The organism is Marinobacter sp. M-5, assembly GCF_032911545.1.
In the GTDB taxonomy this organism is placed as follows: domain Bacteria; phylum Pseudomonadota; class Gammaproteobacteria; order Pseudomonadales; family Oleiphilaceae; genus Marinobacter; species Marinobacter goseongensis.
Window position 1 is genome coordinate 1,257,460 of sequence record NZ_JAWJEK010000001.1, and the last position, 18,919, is coordinate 1,276,378.

Consider the following 18,919-nt stretch of genomic DNA (forward strand, 5'->3'; position numbering starts at 1 on the left):
CCTGAAATCGAAGGGGTTTAGTGTGAACAAGTCCGAACTTATCGATGCAATTGCAGAGTCCGCAGATATCTCCAAAGCCGCCGCTGGCCGTGCTCTGGACGCAATGACCAACTCCATCACCGGTGCCCTGAAAAAAGGCGATCAGGTTACTCTGATCGGTTTTGGCACTTTCTCTGTTAAAGAGCGTGCTGCCCGTACTGGTCGCAACCCGCAGACTGGTGCCGAGATCAAGATTCCGGCCTCCAAAGTGCCTGGGTTCAAGGCAGGTAAGGCCCTGAAAGACGCCGTTAAGTAAACGGTTTCTTTCTCAGGCAGCACCGGTCATGCGGGTGCTGCCGGAGCGGTTGGCCCGGGGTCAGCTCCGAAGCCAGCCCGCTCCAGATGAATTCAAGGCGCATTCCGTTCAGGGTGCGCCTTTTTACGTTAAGCCTCCGGCTTTAAAGATGTCGCGCCAGCCACTGGTTCGATTCTGATCAGGGATTCGGGAGAAACATGCTTCAAGATATTCGGGATAATTCCCAGGGCACTATTGCCAAAATCATCATTGGTCTGTTGATTGTTGTTATGTCTCTGTGGGGTGTGGAATCCATCATCGGCGGTTTCTCCGGTGAATCGGAAGTCGCCAGCGTCGACGGTGAAGCCATTACTGAGCGGGAGTTCCTGCGCGTGGTCCAGATGGAGGGCCAGCGCCGCCTGTCGGCGATGGAGAATCCCGACCCGGCCATGCTCGATGAAGACGAAATCCGCCGCGACGTCCTTGAGTCACTGATCCAGGAGCAGGTACTGATTCAGGATGCCAATGAGCAGGGTCTGGAGCTGTCTGATCAGGACATCGACTCGCTGATTACCCAGATGCCCCAGTTCCAGGTGGACGGAACGTTCAACCAGGATCGGTTTGTGGCGACTGTGCGCAACATGGGCATGGGTATCGGGGAGTTCCGCGAAGCCATGCGCAAACAGTATGTGGTGAACCAGATCCGCGCCGGCATTGCCCAGAGCGGTGTGGTGACGGATGAGAACGTTGCCCAGCTGCTGCGGATCCAGAACCAGACCCGGGATTTCCGGGTGGTGACGGTGTCCGCTGAGGATGTCCGCGAGGGCATCGAGGTGAGTGACAACGACATTGAAACCTATTACCAGAACAATCTGGACGACTATCGCCTGCCGGAGCGCGTGGACGCCGAATACATTGCGCTCTCTCTGGAAGCGTTGGCAGAAACTGTTGAGGTGAGCGAGGAAGATCTGCAGGCCTACTACCAGGACCGCGCGTCGGATCTGGCGGCGGAAGAGCGCCGTGCGGCGCACATTCTGCTGGAAGAAGGGGCAGATACTTCGGCTACCATGGCCACCATTCAGGAGCGTCTGGAAGCCGGAGAAGCGTTTGAGGATCTGGCGCAAGAGTTCTCGGCAGACTCCATGTCCGCCGCCGAAGGGGGGGATCTTGGTTTTGCCGGGCGTGGTGTCTATGACGAGGCCTTTGATGAGACGCTGTTTGCGCTTGAAAAGGGTGAAGTGTCGGATCCCGTCACCACCAGTTTTGGTGTGCATCTGATCAAGCTCCTGGACGTGAGAAAGTCGGATGTGCCGCCACTGGAAGAGATGGAAGATGCGTTGCGTCGCGACCTGGCCGAGCGTCAGGCGCAGGAGCGGTTCGCCGAGGTGCGCACGCAGTTGGCAGATTCTGCCTACGCTTCGGACGATCTCAACGGCCCGGCTGAGGAGCTGGAGCTGGAGATTCGCGAGACCAGCGATGTCACCCGCGACGGCGGCAGTGCACCGTTTGACCATGCCGGTCTGGTGCGTCAACTGTTCTCCGATGACGTTGTGAAAGACCGCTTCAACACCGAACTGATCGATGTGGGCGACAACGTTTCGGTGGTGGCCCGGGTCAAGAACTATTACGAAGCTGAGGAGCGCCCTCTCGACGAGGTTCGGGAAGAGATTCGTTCTGTGCTGCTCGAGCAGAAAACCCGCGAAGCCCTGCGAGACCGGGCTGACGCACTGATCGCGGAGCTGGAGGCGGGTACCGACGTTGAGGCGCTGGCGGTTGGGGAATGGACGGAATACACCGCTCAGTCCCGCAGCGGGTCCGACCTTGGCCGTGGGCTTATCTCGGCAGTGTTTTCGATTGATCGTCCGCAGGAAGGCTCGGTCAATTATGGTAAGGCGCTGGCCGGCAGCGGTGTCGCCATCATCGCCCTGGACAGGGTGAACGAAGGCGATATTGACCAGGACAGCGGTGAGCTGGATCAGTTGCGTGGCTTCCTGGCGTCCATGGAGGGGCAGCGGGAGTATGCGGCCTATCAGCAATACCTTCGGGAAAGGGCGGAAGTGACCCGGAACTGAGATAAGGCACCCTGCGGGGTGCCTTTTTTGCAAGACCCGGCGTTGGCCGGGTTTTTTTGTTGGGGCGAATCGTCACGCTTTCGCGCCAGCAGGGATCAGGCTCCGTTGACTCTGCTACCTTTTAAGGCAGGGCTACTCGGACGGGAAGCGGGTGGGTTTCAGGCTTTCCTTGATCTTTTTCAGATGGCCGAGGAAGTCGGCTCCACGCTTGAGCGTGACGCCGGTCGCCAGAATGTCGATCACCGTCAAGTGAATGATCCGCGATGACATGGGCATGTAGACCTCCGTGTCTTCTGGAGCAGTGACTTCCAGGACCACGGTGCAGGCGTCCGCGAGGGGGGAGTCCGGATTGGTAATGCCAATCACAGTCGCGCCGTTGGCCCGGGCAATTTTAGCGATGTCGACGGTTTCGCGGGTGCGGCCGGTGTAGGAGATCATCACGATGACGTCACCGGTGCTGGAGCCGGCCGCGACCATGCGCTGCATGAGAGCGTCGTCGTAGGACATCACCGGAATATTGAAACGGAAGAACTTGTGCTGGGCGTCGAGGGCAACCGGCGCGGAGCCCCCCATGCCGAAGAAATTGATCTGTTTGGCCTGAATGAGATAGTCGATGGCGGTGGCCAGGGCCTTTGGGTCCAGCGCCTGGCGGGCCTTGTCCAGGCTGGCGATCGTGCTCAGCATGATCTTGTCAGCGAATTCGGCAACACTGTCGTCCGGCTCGACGTTCTGGCCCACGTAGGGGGTGCCGGTGGCAATGCTCTGGGCCAGGCGAATCTTGAAGTCGGGAAAACCGGTCGCTGAAAACCCGCGACAAAACCGGTTTACGGTGGGCTCGCTCACGTCTGCGGCACGGGCAAGGGCTGCGATACTGTAGCGGGTGGCTGCGCTGGGGTCCCGGAGAATGGCTTCCGCCACTTTGCGCTCGGATTTGTTGAGGCTGTCGAGGCGGGACTGTATGTCTTCAATCAGGTTGTCGTCGCGTTTCGCCTGGTGCGCGGTCATGGAAAGGTGCTCCCTGAATTCATCGGCGGTCATTAGCGTAATTGTTGGTGATTATACCGTGTTTTCCCGGAATATGCGGTAGTAAAAATATCAGAAACGCGATTTAACTCTTGGATTAATCGAACCCCGGTGTCATTATTTGTTAAGAATTACTACATCTGGCGTTGTTAAAAGAGAAGGAAGCAATGGCTGATAACGACCATACCCGCTCAGACCTGATGATGTTCGGTGCCCTTGGGGACCTGGCGCAGCGCAAGCTCTTTCCGGCGTTGTACCAGCTTGACCGCTCCGGTCTGCTTGATCAGGGCAGCCGTATCCTCGCGATTGCCAGGGACAAGTCCGACACCTCGGGTGTTCGAAAGCTCCTGAGGGAAAAGCTCCGGGAACACGTCAAGCCGGCAGAGTTTGACGAGGCCCTCGCTGAGACCTTCCTGAAACGCATCGATTATCTTTATCTGGATTTCACCGATTCAGCCGGTTTCGCCGCCCTCAACGAGTGGCGCGGTACGCCGGACAGCAACCTTATTGTTTACATGGCCACGCCGCCGGCCATGTACGGCGAGATTTCCCGCAATCTTCGCAGTGCCAGTTGCTGCACAGACAAGACCCGGGTGGTGGTAGAGAAACCGATCGGCCACGACCTTGCCTCATCCAGGGTGATCAACGATGAGCTGGGCGAGGTCTATCGCGAAGACCAGCTTTTCCGCATCGACCATTACCTGGGCAAGGAAACCGTACAGAATCTGATTGCACTGCGATTTGCCAACAATTTGTTTGCGTCCCAGTGGGATCAGAACCACATCTCACATGTGGAAATTAGCGTTGCCGAGAGCGTGGGTATTGAAGGGCGCTGGGGGTATTTCGATAAAGCGGGCCAGATCCGTGACATGATCCAGAACCACCTGTTGCAGCTGCTGTGTCTGATCGCCATGGATCCGCCCTCGGACCTGTCGGCTGACAGCATTCGGGACGAGAAGGTGAAAGTGCTGAAAGCCCTGCGGGACATCACTCCGGAGTTGATGGACAGCCATGTGGTGCGAGGTCAGTACACGGCGGGTACCAGCAACGGTAAGCCGGTGCCCGGGTATCTGGAGGAGGAGGGGGCTAACAAGGGGAGTGGCACCGAAACCTTCGTGGCGTTGAAAGCCGAGATCGAGAATTGGCGGTGGTCCGGTGTGCCGTTTTACATCCGTACCGGAAAACGGCTGCCGGAGAAGCTGTCGCAGATTATTATCCACTTCAAGCCGGCACCTCATTACATCTTCGATCCGGATCAGAAGCATCTGGCCAACAACAAGCTGATTATCCGCCTCCAGCCCGATGAGGGGATGTCACTGAAGATCCTGACCAAGGACCAGGGGCTGGACAAGGGCATGCGTCTGCGCCAGGGGCCGCTGGAGCTGACGTTCTCGGAAACCTTCGATACCGACCGTATTCCCGATGCCTATGAGCGGCTGTTGTGGGAGGTGATGAAAGGCAACCAGTACCTGTTTGTGCGTCGGGACGAAGTCGAGCATGCCTGGAAATGGGTGGACCGTGTGATCCGCAACTGGAATGACAGCGGGGAACCTCCGAAGCGATACGCGGCGGGCACCTGGGGGCCAGTAGCGTCGATTGCGATGATCACGCGGGACGGGAGGAGCTGGTATGAAGACGCCTGAGATTCGGCTGCCCCACGGTATTGAGCAACGGTTTGGTGACAGTCCGCAGCAGGTGGCGCTTGCGCTCGCGGATGCGGTGGCCGAGGTGTTGCGTAGCCGTCTGGCTGAAGCCGGGCAGGCGACGCTGGTGGTGTCCGGCGGCTCAACACCGGTGCCGTTTTTCGAGGCGCTGGCGAACAAGGATCTGGACTGGTCCGGCGTCACGGTTGCGCTGGCGGATGAGCGCTGGGTGGACGAAGCGGATCCGGCCAGCAATACCCGCCTGGTGAAGTCGTCGGTGCTGCAGGGCAAGGCCGCGGCGGCGCGTTATCTCTCCCTGAAGCAGGAGGGTGAAACCCCCGCCCTGGGTCTGGATGCGGTCCGGGCGGAATTGGCTGCTCTGGCCCAGCCACTGGACGTGCTTGTTCTGGGGATGGGCAATGATGGCCATACCGCCTCTCTATTCCCGGATGCCCCGGAACTGCCATTCGCAATGGACGCTGGCTGTCCCGAAGTGGTCGCTGCTATGACGCCGCCGTCTCAGGCGCAGCCGCGGATTACCCTGACTCGACCGGTGCTGAGTGAGGCCCGTTTCACCGTTTTGCACCTGAAAGGCGCCGACAAGCTGGACACCCTGAAGCGGGCGTTTGAAAACCCGGACGATGTCCTGGCGATGCCGGTGCGTGCGTTTTTGAAGCCCGGGTTGCAGGTGTTCTGGAGCCCCTGAGGCGGCGCGATTTTTCCTGTCCGTTTAATGGAGAAGATCATGAACCAACTGTCCGAATTCCATCGTGAGCGCGTGCAGACGGTGCTCGCGGCCTCACCGTTGATTCCGGTGATAGCCATCAACGACCCCGATGATGCGATACCGCTATGCCGGGCGCTGGTGGATGGAGGCATCCGCGTGCTGGAGATCACCCTGCGTACCGAGCACGGCGTGAAAGCCATTGAAGCGGTTCGTCAGGCTATCCCGGACGCCTGGGTGGGCGCCGGCACTGTGACCAGCATCGCCCAGTATCGGCAGGTCGAGGCGGCTGGCGCGCAGTTCGTCATCACACCGGGTGTCACCGAGGCCATTCTGGAGTTTGGTCTGACGTCAGAGGCGCCCTTGTTGCCGGGAATTTCCACCATTTCGGAGCTGATGGTGGGGTATAACCTGGGTTACCGTGAATTCAAGTTCTTTCCCGCTGAAGTTGCCGGCGGTATACCCGCGCTGAAAGCCTTTGCCGGACCCTTTCCAGATGTATCCTTCTGCCCGACCGGGGGAATTCGCCGTGAAACCGCTCGGGATTACCTGGCGCTCGGTAATGTGCACGCCGTGGGCGGAAGTTGGCTAACCCCGGCCGAGGCGATTGCGGGCAAAGACTGGGCCGCCGTTTCACAAGTGGCCCGTGAGAGCCTGGCGGGTCTCTAGGAGCGGGGGGCAGTTGGGTGTGGTGAGCGACCATACCCATGGTCGCTCACCCGGTGTTGTCAGCGGATGTCGTTGCCTACCCGTACGATCTTCATGGTGTTGGTGCCACCCTGGGCGTTCACGTAATCACCTTTGGTCATCACCACCAGGTCGCCGGCCTTGACCACGCCACGATTCGCCAGCTCCGAGACGGCCAGTGCGTTGGTGCGTTCGTTGGGAATTTTTGCGGAATCAAACGGAACTGTCTGCACGCCCCGGAACATGGCAACCCGGTGCTGGGTGGAGTGATGCCGTGAGAATGCGAAGATCGGCAGGCTGGACTTGATGCGAGACATCAGTAGCGGCGTTGCGCCGGTTTCGGTCATGCAGATGATGGCCGCAACCCCTTCCAGATGATTGGCGGCGTACATGGCCGACAGGGCGATGGCTTCATCCACCATTTCCATGCTCTCGTGGATGCGGTGTTTGGACTGGTGCATCGAGGGGTGCTTCTCGGCACCGAGGCAGATGCGCACCATGGCTTCGACCGCTTCTTTCGGGTAATCGCCCACGGCGGTTTCGGCGGACAGCATCACGGCGTCGGTGTAATCCATGACCGCGTTGGCCACATCGGATACTTCGGCGCGCGTCGGCATCGGGTTGTCGATCATGGATTCCATCATCTGGGTGGCGGTGATGACCACCTTGTTCAGCACCCGGGCCCGCTGGATGATGTGCTTCTGCACGCCCACCAGCTCCGCGTCGCCGATTTCAACGGCCAGATCGCCACGGGCCACCATGACTGCATCCGACGCCTCGATTACCGCGTCCAGAGCGGCGTTGTCATGCGCCAGCTCGGCCCGCTCGATTTTGGCCACCAGGTATGCTTCGGAGCCGGCGTCGCTCAGCAGTCTGCGGGCAACATGCATGTCTTCGGCGGTGCGAACAAACGACACCGCGACGTAGTCTGCGCCGAGGCGGGCAGCGGTCACAATGTCTTTTTTGTCTTTGTCCGTCAGCGCGTCGGCGGACAGACCGCCGCCGCGCTTGTTCAGGCCCTTGTTGTTGGAGAGGGGACCGCCGATCAGCACTCGGGATGTGATGCTGCTGCCATCAACGGCGGTCACTTCCATTTCAATGCGGCCGTCATCCAGCACCAGGATGTCGCCGGCTACCACGTCGTCAATCAGCTGCTCGTAGTCGATGCCGACCCGGTGCTCATCGCCGTTTTCCTTGTCCATGCTGGCGTCGAGCACGAATTCCTGACCGGCCTTCAGGGTCACCTTGTTGTCACGGAAACGGGCAATGCGAAGTTTCGGGCCCTGGAGATCGGCCAGAAGTGCTACAAACCGACCTTGTGAGGCGGCGGTTTCCCGCACTCGCCGTGCGCGCTCTATGTGGTCCTCGGCGCTGCCGTGGGAAAAGTTCAGCCGGGTGACGTCCACACCCGCCGCGATAACGGCGGCAAGGGATTCCGGCGAGTCGGTTGCGGGGCCGAGGGTGGCGACAATCTTGGTACGCCTGAGCATGGTCTGAATGTCCTTGTGAAGAAACCTTGGTGACTGAGGGGACGGCGCGGATCGAACTGCGGCCGATGCGGTTATTATCGTACCACGCCATGACTTTCAGGTGACGGCCGAGAACCCGGGTGTACACTTACGTCTAATACCAGATGTCATAACCATACAGGGAGGAGACCCGCATGCATTCAGTGGTTAAAAAGGTGACCCAGCGAGTCATTGAGCGCAGCCGCGCCAGCCGCGGGGGCTATCTCGCAAGAATGAACGCGCTGAAGGCGCAGTCGCCTCACCGCAGCTCACTATCCTGCGGCAATCTCGCCCATGGATTCGCCGCGTGCAACGCGTCGGATAAAGACACATTGAAATTCATGAACAAGGCCAACGTGGCCATTGTGTCTGCCTATAACGACATGCTCTCGGCGCACCAGCCGTACCACGGTTACCCCGACGTTATTCGCAACGCGGCCCACGGTATGGGTTCCGTAGCACAGTTTGCCGGCGGCACACCGGCCATGTGCGACGGTGTGACCCAGGGCCAGCCCGGGATGGAACTCAGCCTGTTTTCCCGGGATGTCATTGCCATGAGCACTGCAGTGGCGCTGAGCCACAACATGTTTGATGCCACGCTGTTGCTGGGTATCTGCGACAAGATCGTGCCGGGTCTGTTGATGGGCTCCCTCAGTTTCGGGTATCTGCCCACCGTTCTGGTGCCGGCCGGCCCGATGCCCTCCGGCTTGCCGAACAAGGAAAAGCAGCGTATCCGGCAGCTGTATGCCGAGGGCAAAATCGGGAAAGAGGAGCTGCTGGAGGCGGAGAGCAAGTCTTACCACAGTCCCGGTACCTGCACCTTCTACGGTACGGCCAACAGTAATCAGTTACTGGTGGAAGTGATGGGCCTGCACTTGCCCGGCGCGGCCTTCGTGAATCCCGGCACACCGCTTCGCGACCGTCTGACCCGTGCCGCAACCGAGCAGGTTATCCGGTTGTCACAACCCCACGGCGGCGAGTTGGGTCTGGGAGACATGGTGGACGAGAAGGCCATTATCAATGCCCTCGTGGCGCTGTTGGTGACCGGCGGTTCCACGAATCACACCATTCACTGGATTGCGATTGCCCGTGCGGCGGGCGTAATCATTGACTGGAACGACTACGCCGAATTGTCGTCGGTGGTGCCGTCGATGACCCGCATTTACCCCAATGGCCAGGAGGACATCAACGCGTTTCACGAGGCCGGTGGTACACCCTTCCTGATCCGCGAATTGCTGAGCGGCGGCTTTCTTCATAATGACGTGCAGACCGTGATGGGGCCGGGGCTTGAGCAGTACACACGCATGCCGGAGCTGGATAACGACCAGCTGGTGTGGTCGCCGGCACCGCAAACCAGCCAGGCACCAGAGGTGCTCAGTTCTGTCGCCGCGCCTTTTGCACCAGACGGGGGGTTGAAAGTGCTCGATGGTAACCTCGGGCGCGGGGTGATCAAGGTGTCGGCGGTGGCGTCGGAACACCGCCTGGTGGAAGCGCCTGCAGTGGTGTTCAATGACCAGAACGACCTGAAGGCCGCGTTTGAGGCGGGCCATTTGGATCGTGATTGTGTGGTCGTGGTGCGCTTCCAGGGCCCCAAGGCCAACGGTATGCCGGAGTTGCACAAACTGACGCCTTACCTGGGTGTGCTGCAAGACCGCGGGTTCCGCGTGGCGCTGGTTACCGATGGGCGAATGTCCGGGGCCTCGGGCAAGGTGCCAGCGGCCATTCATGTTTATCCGGAAGCGCTGGATGGCGGTCCGCTGGCGAGGCTTCGCGATGGTGATCTGGTGCGTGTGGACGCGGAACACGGTGATCTGTCCGTATTGGTTGATGCGGACGAATTGGCGGCCCGTGATTCGGAAAAAGCCGATCTGGCCCGGTCTCATCAGGGCTACGGACGGGAACTGTTTGGCTGGATGCGGCGTTCTGCCAGTCACCCCGAGGAAGGCGCCTGTTTTTTCTGGAACCACAACGCATGACCGATCACGAATTCGCCCTGGTCGGGGATGTTGGTGGAACCAACGCCCGCTTTGCGCTGGTGCGCGGGGGTCAGGTCAAACCCGAAGCGATTGCTGTGTTGCCCTGCCGGGACTACGACAGTCTGGGCGCGGCCATCGCGGATTACCTCAACAAAGCGGGCATTGAGGCCGTTGCTGAAGCCTGCCTGGCGGTCGCGTCCCCGGTTCGGGACACCCGGGTGCGGATGACCAACAACCATTGGCGTTTTGACACCGAAGAGCTGCGCCAGCAATTCCAGTGGCGGGCGTTCAAGGTGATCAACGATTTTACCGCCATGGCGCTGGGTGTGCCTCATGTCTCGGCCGATCAGTTGGTCCATGTGTGCGGCGGGCCGGGTGACAGCCGCCGGCCCAGACTGGTGATGGGCCCGGGTACCGGGCTTGGAGTTTCAGGGCTGGTGCCGATCACCAATGGCTGGGTGCCGCTGATGACTGAGGGCGGCCACGTGGATTTTGCCCCAGTGGATGACCTGGAAATGGCGATTCTGCGCATACTCAAGGCCCGGTTCGGGCGCGTGTCGGTGGAGAGAATTTTGTGTGGGCAGGGCCTGCTGAACCTGTATCAGGCGCACGCCGAGATTCAGGGGCTGCCGGCGCCCCTGGATGGGCCGGAAAAGATCACCGTCGCCGCGGTCGGCCACGCCGACCTGCTGGCGCAGCAAAGCCTGCGGCACTTCTGCGAGATTCTGGGGCGGGTGGCGGGCAACGCGGCACTGACGCTGGGTAGCATGGGGGGCGTGTACCTGTGCGGTGGCATCTTGCCCCGTATCCTTGAGTTTTTTCTCGAGAGCCCGTTCCGCACTGGTTTTGAGGACAAGGGCCGGATGCGCCCGTTGGTGGAGTCTACCCCGGTGTACGTGGTGACCGAGGCCTACACCGGCCTGCTGGGTGCCGCGGAAGCCCTTCGCAATCCGGAGGTATAGGCCCGATGTGACTGGCTGTCAGGGTACGAAAGGTCTAATCTGCATATAATAAGGCAAAGCGAATCATACGGTTTGCCCGACACCCACCGTCACCGGCAGTCATATTCGCGGCATGGATTTGTTACTTACTCATTTTGCACGGTCTCTCTCCGGCGCTGAGAACCTCGAACAGCTCACCCGTCCCATTCTATTGCTTTTGCAACGCATCACCGGCCTGGAATCCACCTATCTCACCGTAATTGATGAGGTGAAGCAGACCCAGACCATCCTGTTTTCGGAAAATACCGGCGACATGAACATCCCGGAAGGGCTGACGGTGCAGTGGTTCGATACATTGTGCAAACGCGCCATGGACGAGGGAACCTTCTATACCGCGAATGTGCCTGAGTTGTGGGGGGATTCCGAAGCGGCCCAGAAGCTGGGCCTGAAAACCTACTTGACCGTGCCTGTAAACAACCTGGACGGCGGAACGTATGGAACCCTGTGTGGCGCCAGCAGTGAGTCCAGGCGTGTGGATCAGGACACCTTTGACGTGCTCAAGCTCTGCTCCGAGCTGATTGCTTACCAGATCGCCCGGGATGCCGCAGCCAAGGCTTCGATTCTCCGTGCTAACCGGGCTGAGGAAAGGCTGGAGGCAGTGGCGCTGATTTCCGCCATTGGTGAGCTCTGTTTCCGTTCCGATGACTTCCATGCCGGCCTCACCGAGTCGGCGGCACTGCTGGAAAAAGACGGCGTATGGCACCGGGCTGTGCCGTTCGAGCTGCAGGGGCAGCGCTGTCGCGCGTTGTCTGCGGCTGACGAGCCCTGGATGGCTCTGGCCAAGCAAACCGATGAGCTGATACCGCTGACCGACGCGTTGTTCGATAGCGTGCATCCGGATCCCTTTCTTGCTGCCCATACTGACGTGTCCAGGCTGACACCTGCGTTAAAGCGTGTGGGGTTGAGCGCCCGGGCCGTGGTTGCGCTGGTCGGCGTGGAAACCGCGGCCGGTCGGGTGGCGGGCATCTTGTTGGCGGCCACCGAACCCGACGCGGTTGACGATTATGACAATGAACAGCGCCTGATCATCAGTTGCTCGAATTACCTGTCGCTTCTTGCCGAGCGGGCGGAGTACCTGGAACAACTGGAGCGCGCGAATCAGGAATTGTCCGTTTATGCGCTTCACGATCCGTTGACCGGGCTAGCCAACCGCCGTTACCTCATTGAGGAGTTGGCGCGCATGCTGGCGGCGGCTCAGCGCAACGGTGGAAAGATCTACGTGGCGTTTATGGACCTTGATGGTTTCAAACAGATCAATGACGAACACGGTCACGATGTGGGCGACCAGTTTCTGCAGAGCCTTGCGGTCTGCCTGCGCGGCGCGTCAAGGGCCGGTGATCTGGTCAGCCGCTACGGCGGCGATGAATTTGTGGTGCTGTCGTCAGCAAAACCGGAGGAGGGCGAAGCCGGGCTTGAGGCATTCCTCGGTCGGCTGCGCAAAGTGACCTGCGGCCGTTTCGACCTGCCGGAGATGTCACTGGACTATGCGGGCCCAAGCGTGGGCGGGGTGGTGAGCCATGCTGGGGAAACCGACCCCGACGCCTTGCTGGCCCGGGCCGATGACGCCATGTACGCGATCAAGAAAGCCCGCAAAAGCCACCCTCAGAGGTAGTGCACCAACGTCTGCTTGTCGAGGCGATACTGGCGGTTGTAAACGCCGTTCTCGGCGCGCTTGCCCGCGGCCAGTACCATCACCACCAGGCCCTGGCGAGGCACGTTTAAAAGCTTGCGCACGCGCCAGTCGTCGAAGCCCTCCATCGGGCAGGAATCATACCCGTAGGCTCGCAGCGCCAGCATCAGGTTCTCTGCAGCCAATGCGGTGGATTTGGTCGCCCAGATTTTCATTTCCGTGGCGGAATAGGGCCCGCGCGGCACTGGACGGGTGAGGCCGACAAACAGGCCCGCCGTTTTCTTTGCCAAGCCGAGTATCCCAAGTGGCCCCTGGTTGTAATGGATGGGGGCAATGCGGGTGTAGTATTTCTCGACAATGCCCGGCAAGGTTTCTTCCGGCCATTGCGCCAGTGCCTCGCGGGCATGTTCGCGCCATGTATCGGTACGGGCCACAATACCGATCAACACCGGCGCCGTTCTGGCCGCATTTTGGTTCAGGCAGGCGGTTGCCAGTTTTTTCCGCAGATCCGGCGATTGCACCACAAAGAATTCCCAGGGTTGCAGGTTGCTGGAGTTTGGCGCCAGCGTGGCCAGTTCCAGGCAGTCGTCCAACACGTCCGCCGGGATGGGCTCGTCGGTGAAACGGCGGATCGAACGGCGGCTGCGCACTACTTTGCGGAACTCTTCAACATCGATCTCCGGCGGGGTACGAGGGCCAGCTTTCGCGTTCATGAGGTGTCCTTGCGTGCTTGTGAAGTGGGTTGTGTGGCTCTATCGTTACGGGAAAGTCCGATTTATGCAATTGCCTGGATGACGAAAGCCCATGACCGAACCCCTGTCTGAACTGCCATTCCGGGAACTGGTGAGCCGGGTGCGTGCTTGCACTCTGTGTGCAGATTCGCTGCCCTGCGGCCCGCGACCGGTGATCCAGCTGTCAGAATCGGCCCGGTTGCTGGTGGTCGGACAGGCCCCCGGCCGACGGGTGCACGAGACCGGCTTGCCGTTCAACGATCCGAGTGGCGATCGTCTGCGTCAGTGGCTGGACGTGTCACGGGAGGAGTTCTATGACGAGCACAAATTCGCCATTCTGCCGATGGGATTTTGCTACCCTGGCACCGGTAAATCGGGGGATCTGCCACCACGACCGGAATGTGCGCCGGCCTGGAGACAGGCGTTGCTGGAGCGCTTGCCCAATCTGGCACTGACGCTGGTGATCGGGCAATACGCTCATGCGTGGCATCTGCCCAGTGCCGCCCGCTCGGTCACCGAAAACGTTCGACATTGGCGCCACTACTGGCCGAATCTGGTGCCTATGCCGCACCCCAGCCCACGCAACAATCTCTGGCTGCGCCGCAATCCCTGGTTCGAAGAGGAAGTTATTCCGACACTGCAGTCGCGGATTCGGACCCTGCTCCGATCGTGAGACCGATGTAATTCTCCAGCGCCCGTACCTGCTCATCGGACGCGTAAAGCCCCTGCTTGGTGCGGCGCCAGAGGATATCCTCGGCCGTCATGGCCCATTCCTCAGCGATCAGATAATCCACCTCACACTGATAGAGATTGCCAGTGAAGCGACGGCCCAGTGCGTCGATGGCACCGGCAGCACCAAGGACATTGCGAGTGCGCGTACCATAGGTGCGTACGAATCGACTGATCATGTCCTCGGGGAGCCAGGGCCACTGGCTCTGGAAGTGCTCTGCCAGCGTGCTCTGATCACGGAAGTCGCCTCCCGGAAGAACGGCGTTGCGGGTCCACTGGCGACCGGCGCCGGGGAAAAACTGGCAGAGCTTTTCTGTGGCAGCTTCGGAAAGCTTTCGATAGGTCGTGATTTTGCCACCGAACACGGAAATCACCGGAGCCTGATCTGCCTCGGCATCGACTTCGAATGCGTAGTCCCGGCTGGCCTTCTGTGCGGGTTGCTGTTCGTCGTCCATCAGCGGCCGGACTCCGGAGTAGGACCAGACCACGTCCTGCGGTGACAGTTGGTGACGAAAGTGATCGTTGACAATGTCCAGCAGGTAGCGGGTTTCCTCGGCCGAGATGGTCGCCTTTTTCGGGTCCCCCTGGTACTCGACGTCGGTGGTGCCAATCAGTGAGAAACGGTCTTCGTAGGGGATAACGAAAACGATGCGGCCGTCCTCGTTCTGCAGGATGTAGGCTTCGGTATCCTTGTTCAGTCGGGGAACGACAATATGGCTGCCTTTAACCATGCGGATGGCTTTTGGAGCCTGCATGGCCAGAGTTTCGCTGAACAGGCGGCTGACCCAGGGGCCAGAGGCATTGACAATGGCTCTGGCGGTTACGGTCGTGGTGGACTGGTTTTGTGTGTTTTCGAGGGTGACCGTCCAGGCCTGTTTCCCCCGGACTGCCCTGGTGCATTTGGTACGAGTGAGAACCGTTGCGCCGCAGGCCTGGGCTTTCAATGCGGTCAGTACCACCAGGCGGGCGTCGTCCACCCAGCCGTCCGAGTATTCGAATCCACGGGTAATTTCCGGTTTCAGCGGGCTGGTGCCGTCAAAACGGATGGAGCGGGAGCCGGGCAGCACTTCTCGTTTGGCGAGGTGGTCGTAAAGAAAAAGACCGGTACGGATCATCCACGCTGGGCGCAAATGGGCCCGGTAGGGCAGGCGGAAGCGCATGGGCCACATGATGTGCGGCGAATTCTTCAGAAGCGATTCACGCTCCGCAAGGGCCTCACGCACCAGGCGGAATTCGTAGTGCTCCAGATAGCGTAATCCGCCGTGAATCAACTTGCTGCTGTTAGACGACGTGGCGGACGCGAGATCGTTCATCTCGCACAGAAGCACACGCAGACCGCGACCTGCCGCATCCATGGCAATGCCGGTGCCGTTTACGCCGCCACCGACGACGATGACGTCATATTCCGTGTGCTCTGGTTTCATGATCTGGTCGTTCCCTGGTACACCCTCGACATGGTTACTGAGTATACCGCTGTTGTCAGGTAAGAACGACCTCAACTCACGCTAAAGTGACTGCTCTCACATTGCGGCAGTCCGCTGAATCACCCGAGGCAGCCTCTGCCCCGGGTGATTCAGCGGCGACCCGCCAACATCGCCAGCAGAACGCTGACCACGGTTGAACACACCAGCGCGCCAAGGAACGGCGCCAATGTGGGAATGGCGCCGGGGAAACTGGCGGCGTGCAGGCCGGCGGCGAGGCTGCCACCGGTGAACCATCCGGGCAGGATGGCACCGATTAATCCAGCCAGACCGCCGCCGACCGCGGCCAGGGTGGACATCCGTCTCCACAGCCCCATCAGCACCGGAATAACCGCGGTGGCGCACAGGAGGTCGGCAATCAGAAACAGACGCAGCACGGAGATGCCCTGCAGTGCCACCAGCACCACCGGAATCATCAGCAGCACTGTAAGCCAACGGGCGGAGGTCAGAGACATACCGGTTTTCTCAGTTACCGCCAGAGAGGCGAGGGCGTTCTGAAGGGTGTCGACCGATGATGCCACCAGTGTCAGAGCCAATATCAGCGCGGGAAGGGTGAGCCATGCCGGCGCGTCAGCGAGCAGGGCAAAGAACGGAATCGGTGGGTTGCCCAGATCGGCTCCACTCATGGCAGCGGCGATGCCCAGTGAGCCCACAATGGCCACAACGGCGATGGTGATAATACCGCCGAAGAAGGCGCCCCGTTGAAGCGCAGAGGTATCCCTGGCAGACCAAAGCCGCTGCCAGTAACCCTGATGAAACAGGTTGGCGACCGTGACTGCAATCACCAGGGTGAGTGCAACACCCAGAGCGCTACCAACCGGCACGCCGGGACTGTCATCCAGACTGATCTCCGGTAGCCGGTCGGTCGCAACCACGCCGACAATGATCAGCAGGGCAATCAGGAGAAAGGCCTGCCACTGATCCGTGACCAGACTGGCCCGCAATCCTCCCCAGGCGGTGTAGATGAGGGTCGCAACGGCCACACCGATCACCGCCAGGTTGCCGTTGACGCTGGAGAGCATGGAGGTGATGGCACCGATGGCAGTGAGCTCGGCAGTCAGGAAACACAGCATGTACAGCACCGAGATCAGCGACACATAGTGGCGGACGCCGTTGCCATAGCAGGCCTGTGCAAATTCTCCGATGCTACGGCCCTGAGGCAGAAAGCGGCGAATGGCCGGCCCGCAAAAGGCAAACACGATGAAGGGCAGGGCAGCGCCCAGAGCGTAACCGGCCAGCGCCAGAGGCCCCACCAGCGCACCGACCTCCGGTGGCGCGAACAGGATCCATCCGCCCATGCCCGAGGCCAGAAAACTGAGCCCCAGGGCCCTCGCCCCCTGAGTGTTCCGGGCGGTGACAAAGTCGTCCAGTCCCCCGTCAGCCAGCCGTGCCCGAACGCCAAGCCAGGTAAACAGAATCAGGGCAACGGCCAGCGCGGCCGCAGTGGTGTAGAACATGATTATTTGCTCCGCCGGGTGAGAAGGGCGAAATAGTGCCATATTCGCGCCTGTGCGGCGAGATTCGGTGATCGGTTGCAGGTTCACTGCGATTTTGACAAGCGTCAATCCAGGGTCCAGCTTATGGTTTAGGCTGGTGTTTATGCGCTGATCAATCATCAGGCGCTATTTCCGGAGGTTGCACTATGGACAACAGACAATCCGAATTGGAGACACTGCGGGCAGGTCTCAGGGCCCGGCTCACTCGCTACGAAGCCCATCAGCACCGCGAGGGCGGTGCACTGGAGAAAGACTTCGAGGAGCAGGCGGTTCAGACCCAGAATGACGAAGTGGTTGATTCGCTGGAGGCGGAAACCCGCTCTGAGCTGGAACAGATCGAGCACGCCATTGAGCGCATCCAGCAGGGCGTGGGTGATGAGTGTGAGCGGTGTGGCGAAGAGATCGATCCTCGCCGGCTCCAGGTCCTGCCCTACACCACGGTATGCGTGACGTGCGCCGATGCCTGATGATGATTCCCGACCGGGACTGCCCAGAAGCCAGATAATCGGGTTGGTCCTCGGTCCGTTATTCCTGGTGCTCACTCTGGTGCTGCCCGCGCCGAACGGCATGAGTGAAGCGGCCTGGGCCGCCGCCGGACTCATGCTGTTGATGGCAACCTGGTGGTCGACAGAAGCCATCCCGATTCCCGCGACCGCGCTCTTACCGATCTTGCTGGTGCCCGCGCTGGGCCTTGGCTCGGTCAAGGAAGCCACGGCGCCCTATGCCAATCCCATTATCTTTCTGTTTCTGGGCGGTTTTACGCTTGGCCTTGCCATGCAGCACTGGAATCTTCACCGGCGTATTGCGTTGCACACGCTCAGATCGGTGGGAGCAAAGCCCCGGCGGCAGATTGCCGGATTCATGATGGCCACCGCGTTCCTGAGTATGTGGGTCAGCAACACTGCCACCTCCATCATGATGCTGCCCATCGGACTGTCGGTCATCGCGATGATGAGCAGTGGCGAGTCAGAAGGCCAGCGCCGGTACGCAACGGCATTGCTGCTGGCAATTGCCTACTCCGCCAGTATCGGGGGTATCGCCACCCTGATCGGTACACCACCCAACGCGCTCCTCGCGGCCTATCTCAGCGAGAATCAGGGCGTGTCGATCGGTTTTGCCCAGTGGATGATGATCGGTGTTCCGGTCAGCGTGGTTATGCTGACGCTGACCTGGTGGTGGCTGACCCGCACCGATTTCGGTCTTGCCGCCGAGGGCAGCAGCGGGGCCCTGATTCAGGACGAGCTCAGGGCCCTTGGCCCGCTGCAGCGCGGGGAGATGCTGGTTGCGGTGGTGTTTGTGCTGACTGCCACAGCGTGGATTTTTCGACCTTTGCTGGCGGACGAACGGATGCCCTGGCTGAGCGACACGGGGATTGCCATCGCGGCCGCGGTGGCGATGTTTCTGATTCCGGTGAATGTAAAAGAACGGGTGTTCGTGCTGGATTGGGAGACTGCCCAAAGCATTCCCTGGGGCGTGCTGCTGTTGTTTGGCGGCGGTCTTGCCATGGCAGGCGTGATAAGCAGCTCCGGGTTGGCGGAGTGGATTGCCGAAAGCCTGAGTGTGGCCGGGCATCTGCCTGCCATCGTGATGATCGTTCTGGTGGCCGGTGTCATTATTTTTCTGACGGAGGTGACCAGCAATACCGCCACCGCCGCCGCCTTTCTGCCGCTGCTGGGCGCTCTGGCGATCTCTCAGGAGTTGTCGCCCCTGCTGCTGACGGTTCCAGCGGCGATTGCTGCCAGCTGCGCCTTCATGATGCCCGTGGCGACCCCGCCGAATGCCATCGTGTTTGCCAGTGGCCACATGAAAATCCAGGACATGATCCGTGCCGGATTTGCTCTCAACGTCTTGGGTATCATCGTGGTGACCATCGCCAGTTACCTTTTACTTGGACTGGTGTTCACGCTCTAGCCCGAATACTCACCCCGAATCTTGCCGAGGAGA

The 18,919-nt window shown here is 60.4% G+C and carries 16 protein-coding genes; 11 read left to right on the forward strand and 5 right to left on the reverse strand.

Annotated features, from left to right (window positions below):
* Window positions 1-22: 22 nt before the first annotated feature.
* Window positions 23-295 carry an HU family DNA-binding protein gene (locus R0125_RS05770; protein ID WP_008174603.1) on the forward strand — a complete coding sequence of 91 codons (273 nt, stop codon included), beginning with the start codon at window positions 23-25 and terminating at the stop codon, window positions 293-295.
* 197 nt (window positions 296-492) lie between these two features.
* Entirely contained in the window at window positions 493-2,346 is a 1,854-nt protein-coding gene (locus tag R0125_RS05775; protein ID WP_317237476.1) for a SurA N-terminal domain-containing protein, read from the forward strand.
* A gap of 132 nt (window positions 2,347-2,478) precedes the next feature.
* Here the strand turns inward: R0125_RS05775 and R0125_RS05780 are convergent, their stop codons facing one another.
* Entirely contained in the window at window positions 2,479-3,351 is an 873-nt protein-coding gene (locus tag R0125_RS05780) for a MurR/RpiR family transcriptional regulator (RefSeq protein WP_317237477.1), read from the reverse strand.
* Window positions 3,352-3,536: 185 nt separating this feature from the next.
* On the opposite strand from R0125_RS05780, the gene zwf reads away from it, so the two are divergent.
* From zwf to R0125_RS05795, 3 genes are read left to right on the forward strand one after another with little or no spacing between them, the layout of a single operon-like run.
* On the forward strand, window positions 3,537-5,012 hold the full coding sequence (zwf, locus tag R0125_RS05785) for a glucose-6-phosphate dehydrogenase (RefSeq protein ID WP_317237478.1): 1,476 nt from the start codon (window positions 3,537-3,539) through the stop codon (window positions 5,010-5,012).
* Window positions 4,999-5,718, forward strand: coding sequence for a 6-phosphogluconolactonase (pgl, locus tag R0125_RS05790; RefSeq protein ID WP_248180932.1), 720 nt, complete (start codon window positions 4,999-5,001; stop codon window positions 5,716-5,718). Before zwf ends, pgl begins: the two co-directional genes overlap by 14 nt.
* A gap of 39 nt (window positions 5,719-5,757) precedes the next feature.
* A complete protein-coding gene (locus R0125_RS05795) occupies window positions 5,758-6,405 on the forward strand; it encodes a bifunctional 4-hydroxy-2-oxoglutarate aldolase/2-dehydro-3-deoxy-phosphogluconate aldolase (protein ID WP_248180933.1) in 648 nt (215 codons plus the stop codon).
* A 59-nt stretch (window positions 6,406-6,464) separates the two neighbouring features.
* Here R0125_RS05795 and pyk read toward each other — a convergent pair whose 3' ends face one another.
* On the reverse strand, window positions 6,465-7,913 hold the full coding sequence (gene pyk, locus R0125_RS05800) for a pyruvate kinase (RefSeq protein WP_248180934.1): 1,449 nt from the start codon (window positions 7,911-7,913) through the stop codon (window positions 6,465-6,467).
* Window positions 7,914-8,086: 173 nt separating this feature from the next.
* Between pyk and edd the strand changes: the two genes are divergently transcribed.
* The 3 genes from edd to R0125_RS05815 all read left to right on the forward strand — a co-directional run bounded on the left by edd (window position 8,087) and on the right by R0125_RS05815 (window position 12,520).
* Window positions 8,087-9,907, forward strand: coding sequence for a phosphogluconate dehydratase (gene edd, locus R0125_RS05805; RefSeq protein ID WP_317237479.1), 1,821 nt, complete (start codon window positions 8,087-8,089; stop codon window positions 9,905-9,907).
* On the forward strand, window positions 9,904-10,869 hold the full coding sequence (gene glk / locus R0125_RS05810; RefSeq protein ID WP_248180936.1) for a glucokinase: 966 nt from the start codon (window positions 9,904-9,906) through the stop codon (window positions 10,867-10,869). Before edd ends, glk begins: the two co-directional genes overlap by 4 nt.
* A gap of 112 nt (window positions 10,870-10,981) precedes the next feature.
* Window positions 10,982-12,520: a sensor domain-containing diguanylate cyclase gene (locus tag R0125_RS05815; protein WP_317237480.1), complete on the forward strand. Its 1,539-nt coding sequence runs from the start codon at window positions 10,982-10,984 to the stop codon at window positions 12,518-12,520.
* On the opposite strand, the gene R0125_RS05820 is transcribed toward R0125_RS05815, so the two are convergent.
* The gene (locus R0125_RS05820) at window positions 12,511-13,251 is read right to left on the reverse strand and encodes a nitroreductase family protein (RefSeq protein WP_248180938.1); all 741 of its coding nucleotides are present in this window, start codon (window positions 13,249-13,251) and stop codon (window positions 12,511-12,513) included. The genes R0125_RS05815 and R0125_RS05820 overlap by 10 nt on opposite strands.
* 91 nt (window positions 13,252-13,342) lie before the next feature.
* Here R0125_RS05820 and R0125_RS05825 point away from each other — a divergent pair, with 91 nt between their 5' ends.
* On the forward strand, window positions 13,343-13,942 hold the full coding sequence (locus R0125_RS05825; RefSeq protein ID WP_317237481.1) for a uracil-DNA glycosylase family protein: 600 nt from the start codon (window positions 13,343-13,345) through the stop codon (window positions 13,940-13,942).
* Here R0125_RS05825 and glpD read toward each other — a convergent pair.
* On the reverse strand, window positions 13,896-15,422 hold the full coding sequence (gene glpD / locus R0125_RS05830; protein ID WP_317237482.1) for a glycerol-3-phosphate dehydrogenase: 1,527 nt from the start codon (window positions 15,420-15,422) through the stop codon (window positions 13,896-13,898). The genes R0125_RS05825 and glpD overlap by 47 nt on opposite strands.
* A gap of 149 nt (window positions 15,423-15,571) precedes the next feature.
* On the reverse strand, window positions 15,572-16,936 hold the full coding sequence (locus tag R0125_RS05835) for a sodium:solute symporter family transporter (RefSeq protein ID WP_317237483.1): 1,365 nt from the start codon (window positions 16,934-16,936) through the stop codon (window positions 15,572-15,574).
* Window positions 16,937-17,121: 185 nt separating this feature from the next.
* On the opposite strand from R0125_RS05835, the gene R0125_RS05840 reads away from it, so the two are divergent.
* Together R0125_RS05840 and R0125_RS05845 are read left to right on the forward strand one after the other, a co-directional pair.
* Window positions 17,122-17,442, forward strand: coding sequence for a TraR/DksA family transcriptional regulator (locus tag R0125_RS05840; protein WP_317237484.1), 321 nt, complete (start codon window positions 17,122-17,124; stop codon window positions 17,440-17,442).
* On the forward strand, window positions 17,435-18,886 hold the full coding sequence (locus R0125_RS05845) for an SLC13 family permease (protein ID WP_248180943.1): 1,452 nt from the start codon (window positions 17,435-17,437) through the stop codon (window positions 18,884-18,886). The genes R0125_RS05840 and R0125_RS05845 overlap by 8 nt, the downstream gene beginning before the upstream one ends.
* Window positions 18,887-18,919 lie beyond the last annotated feature (33 nt).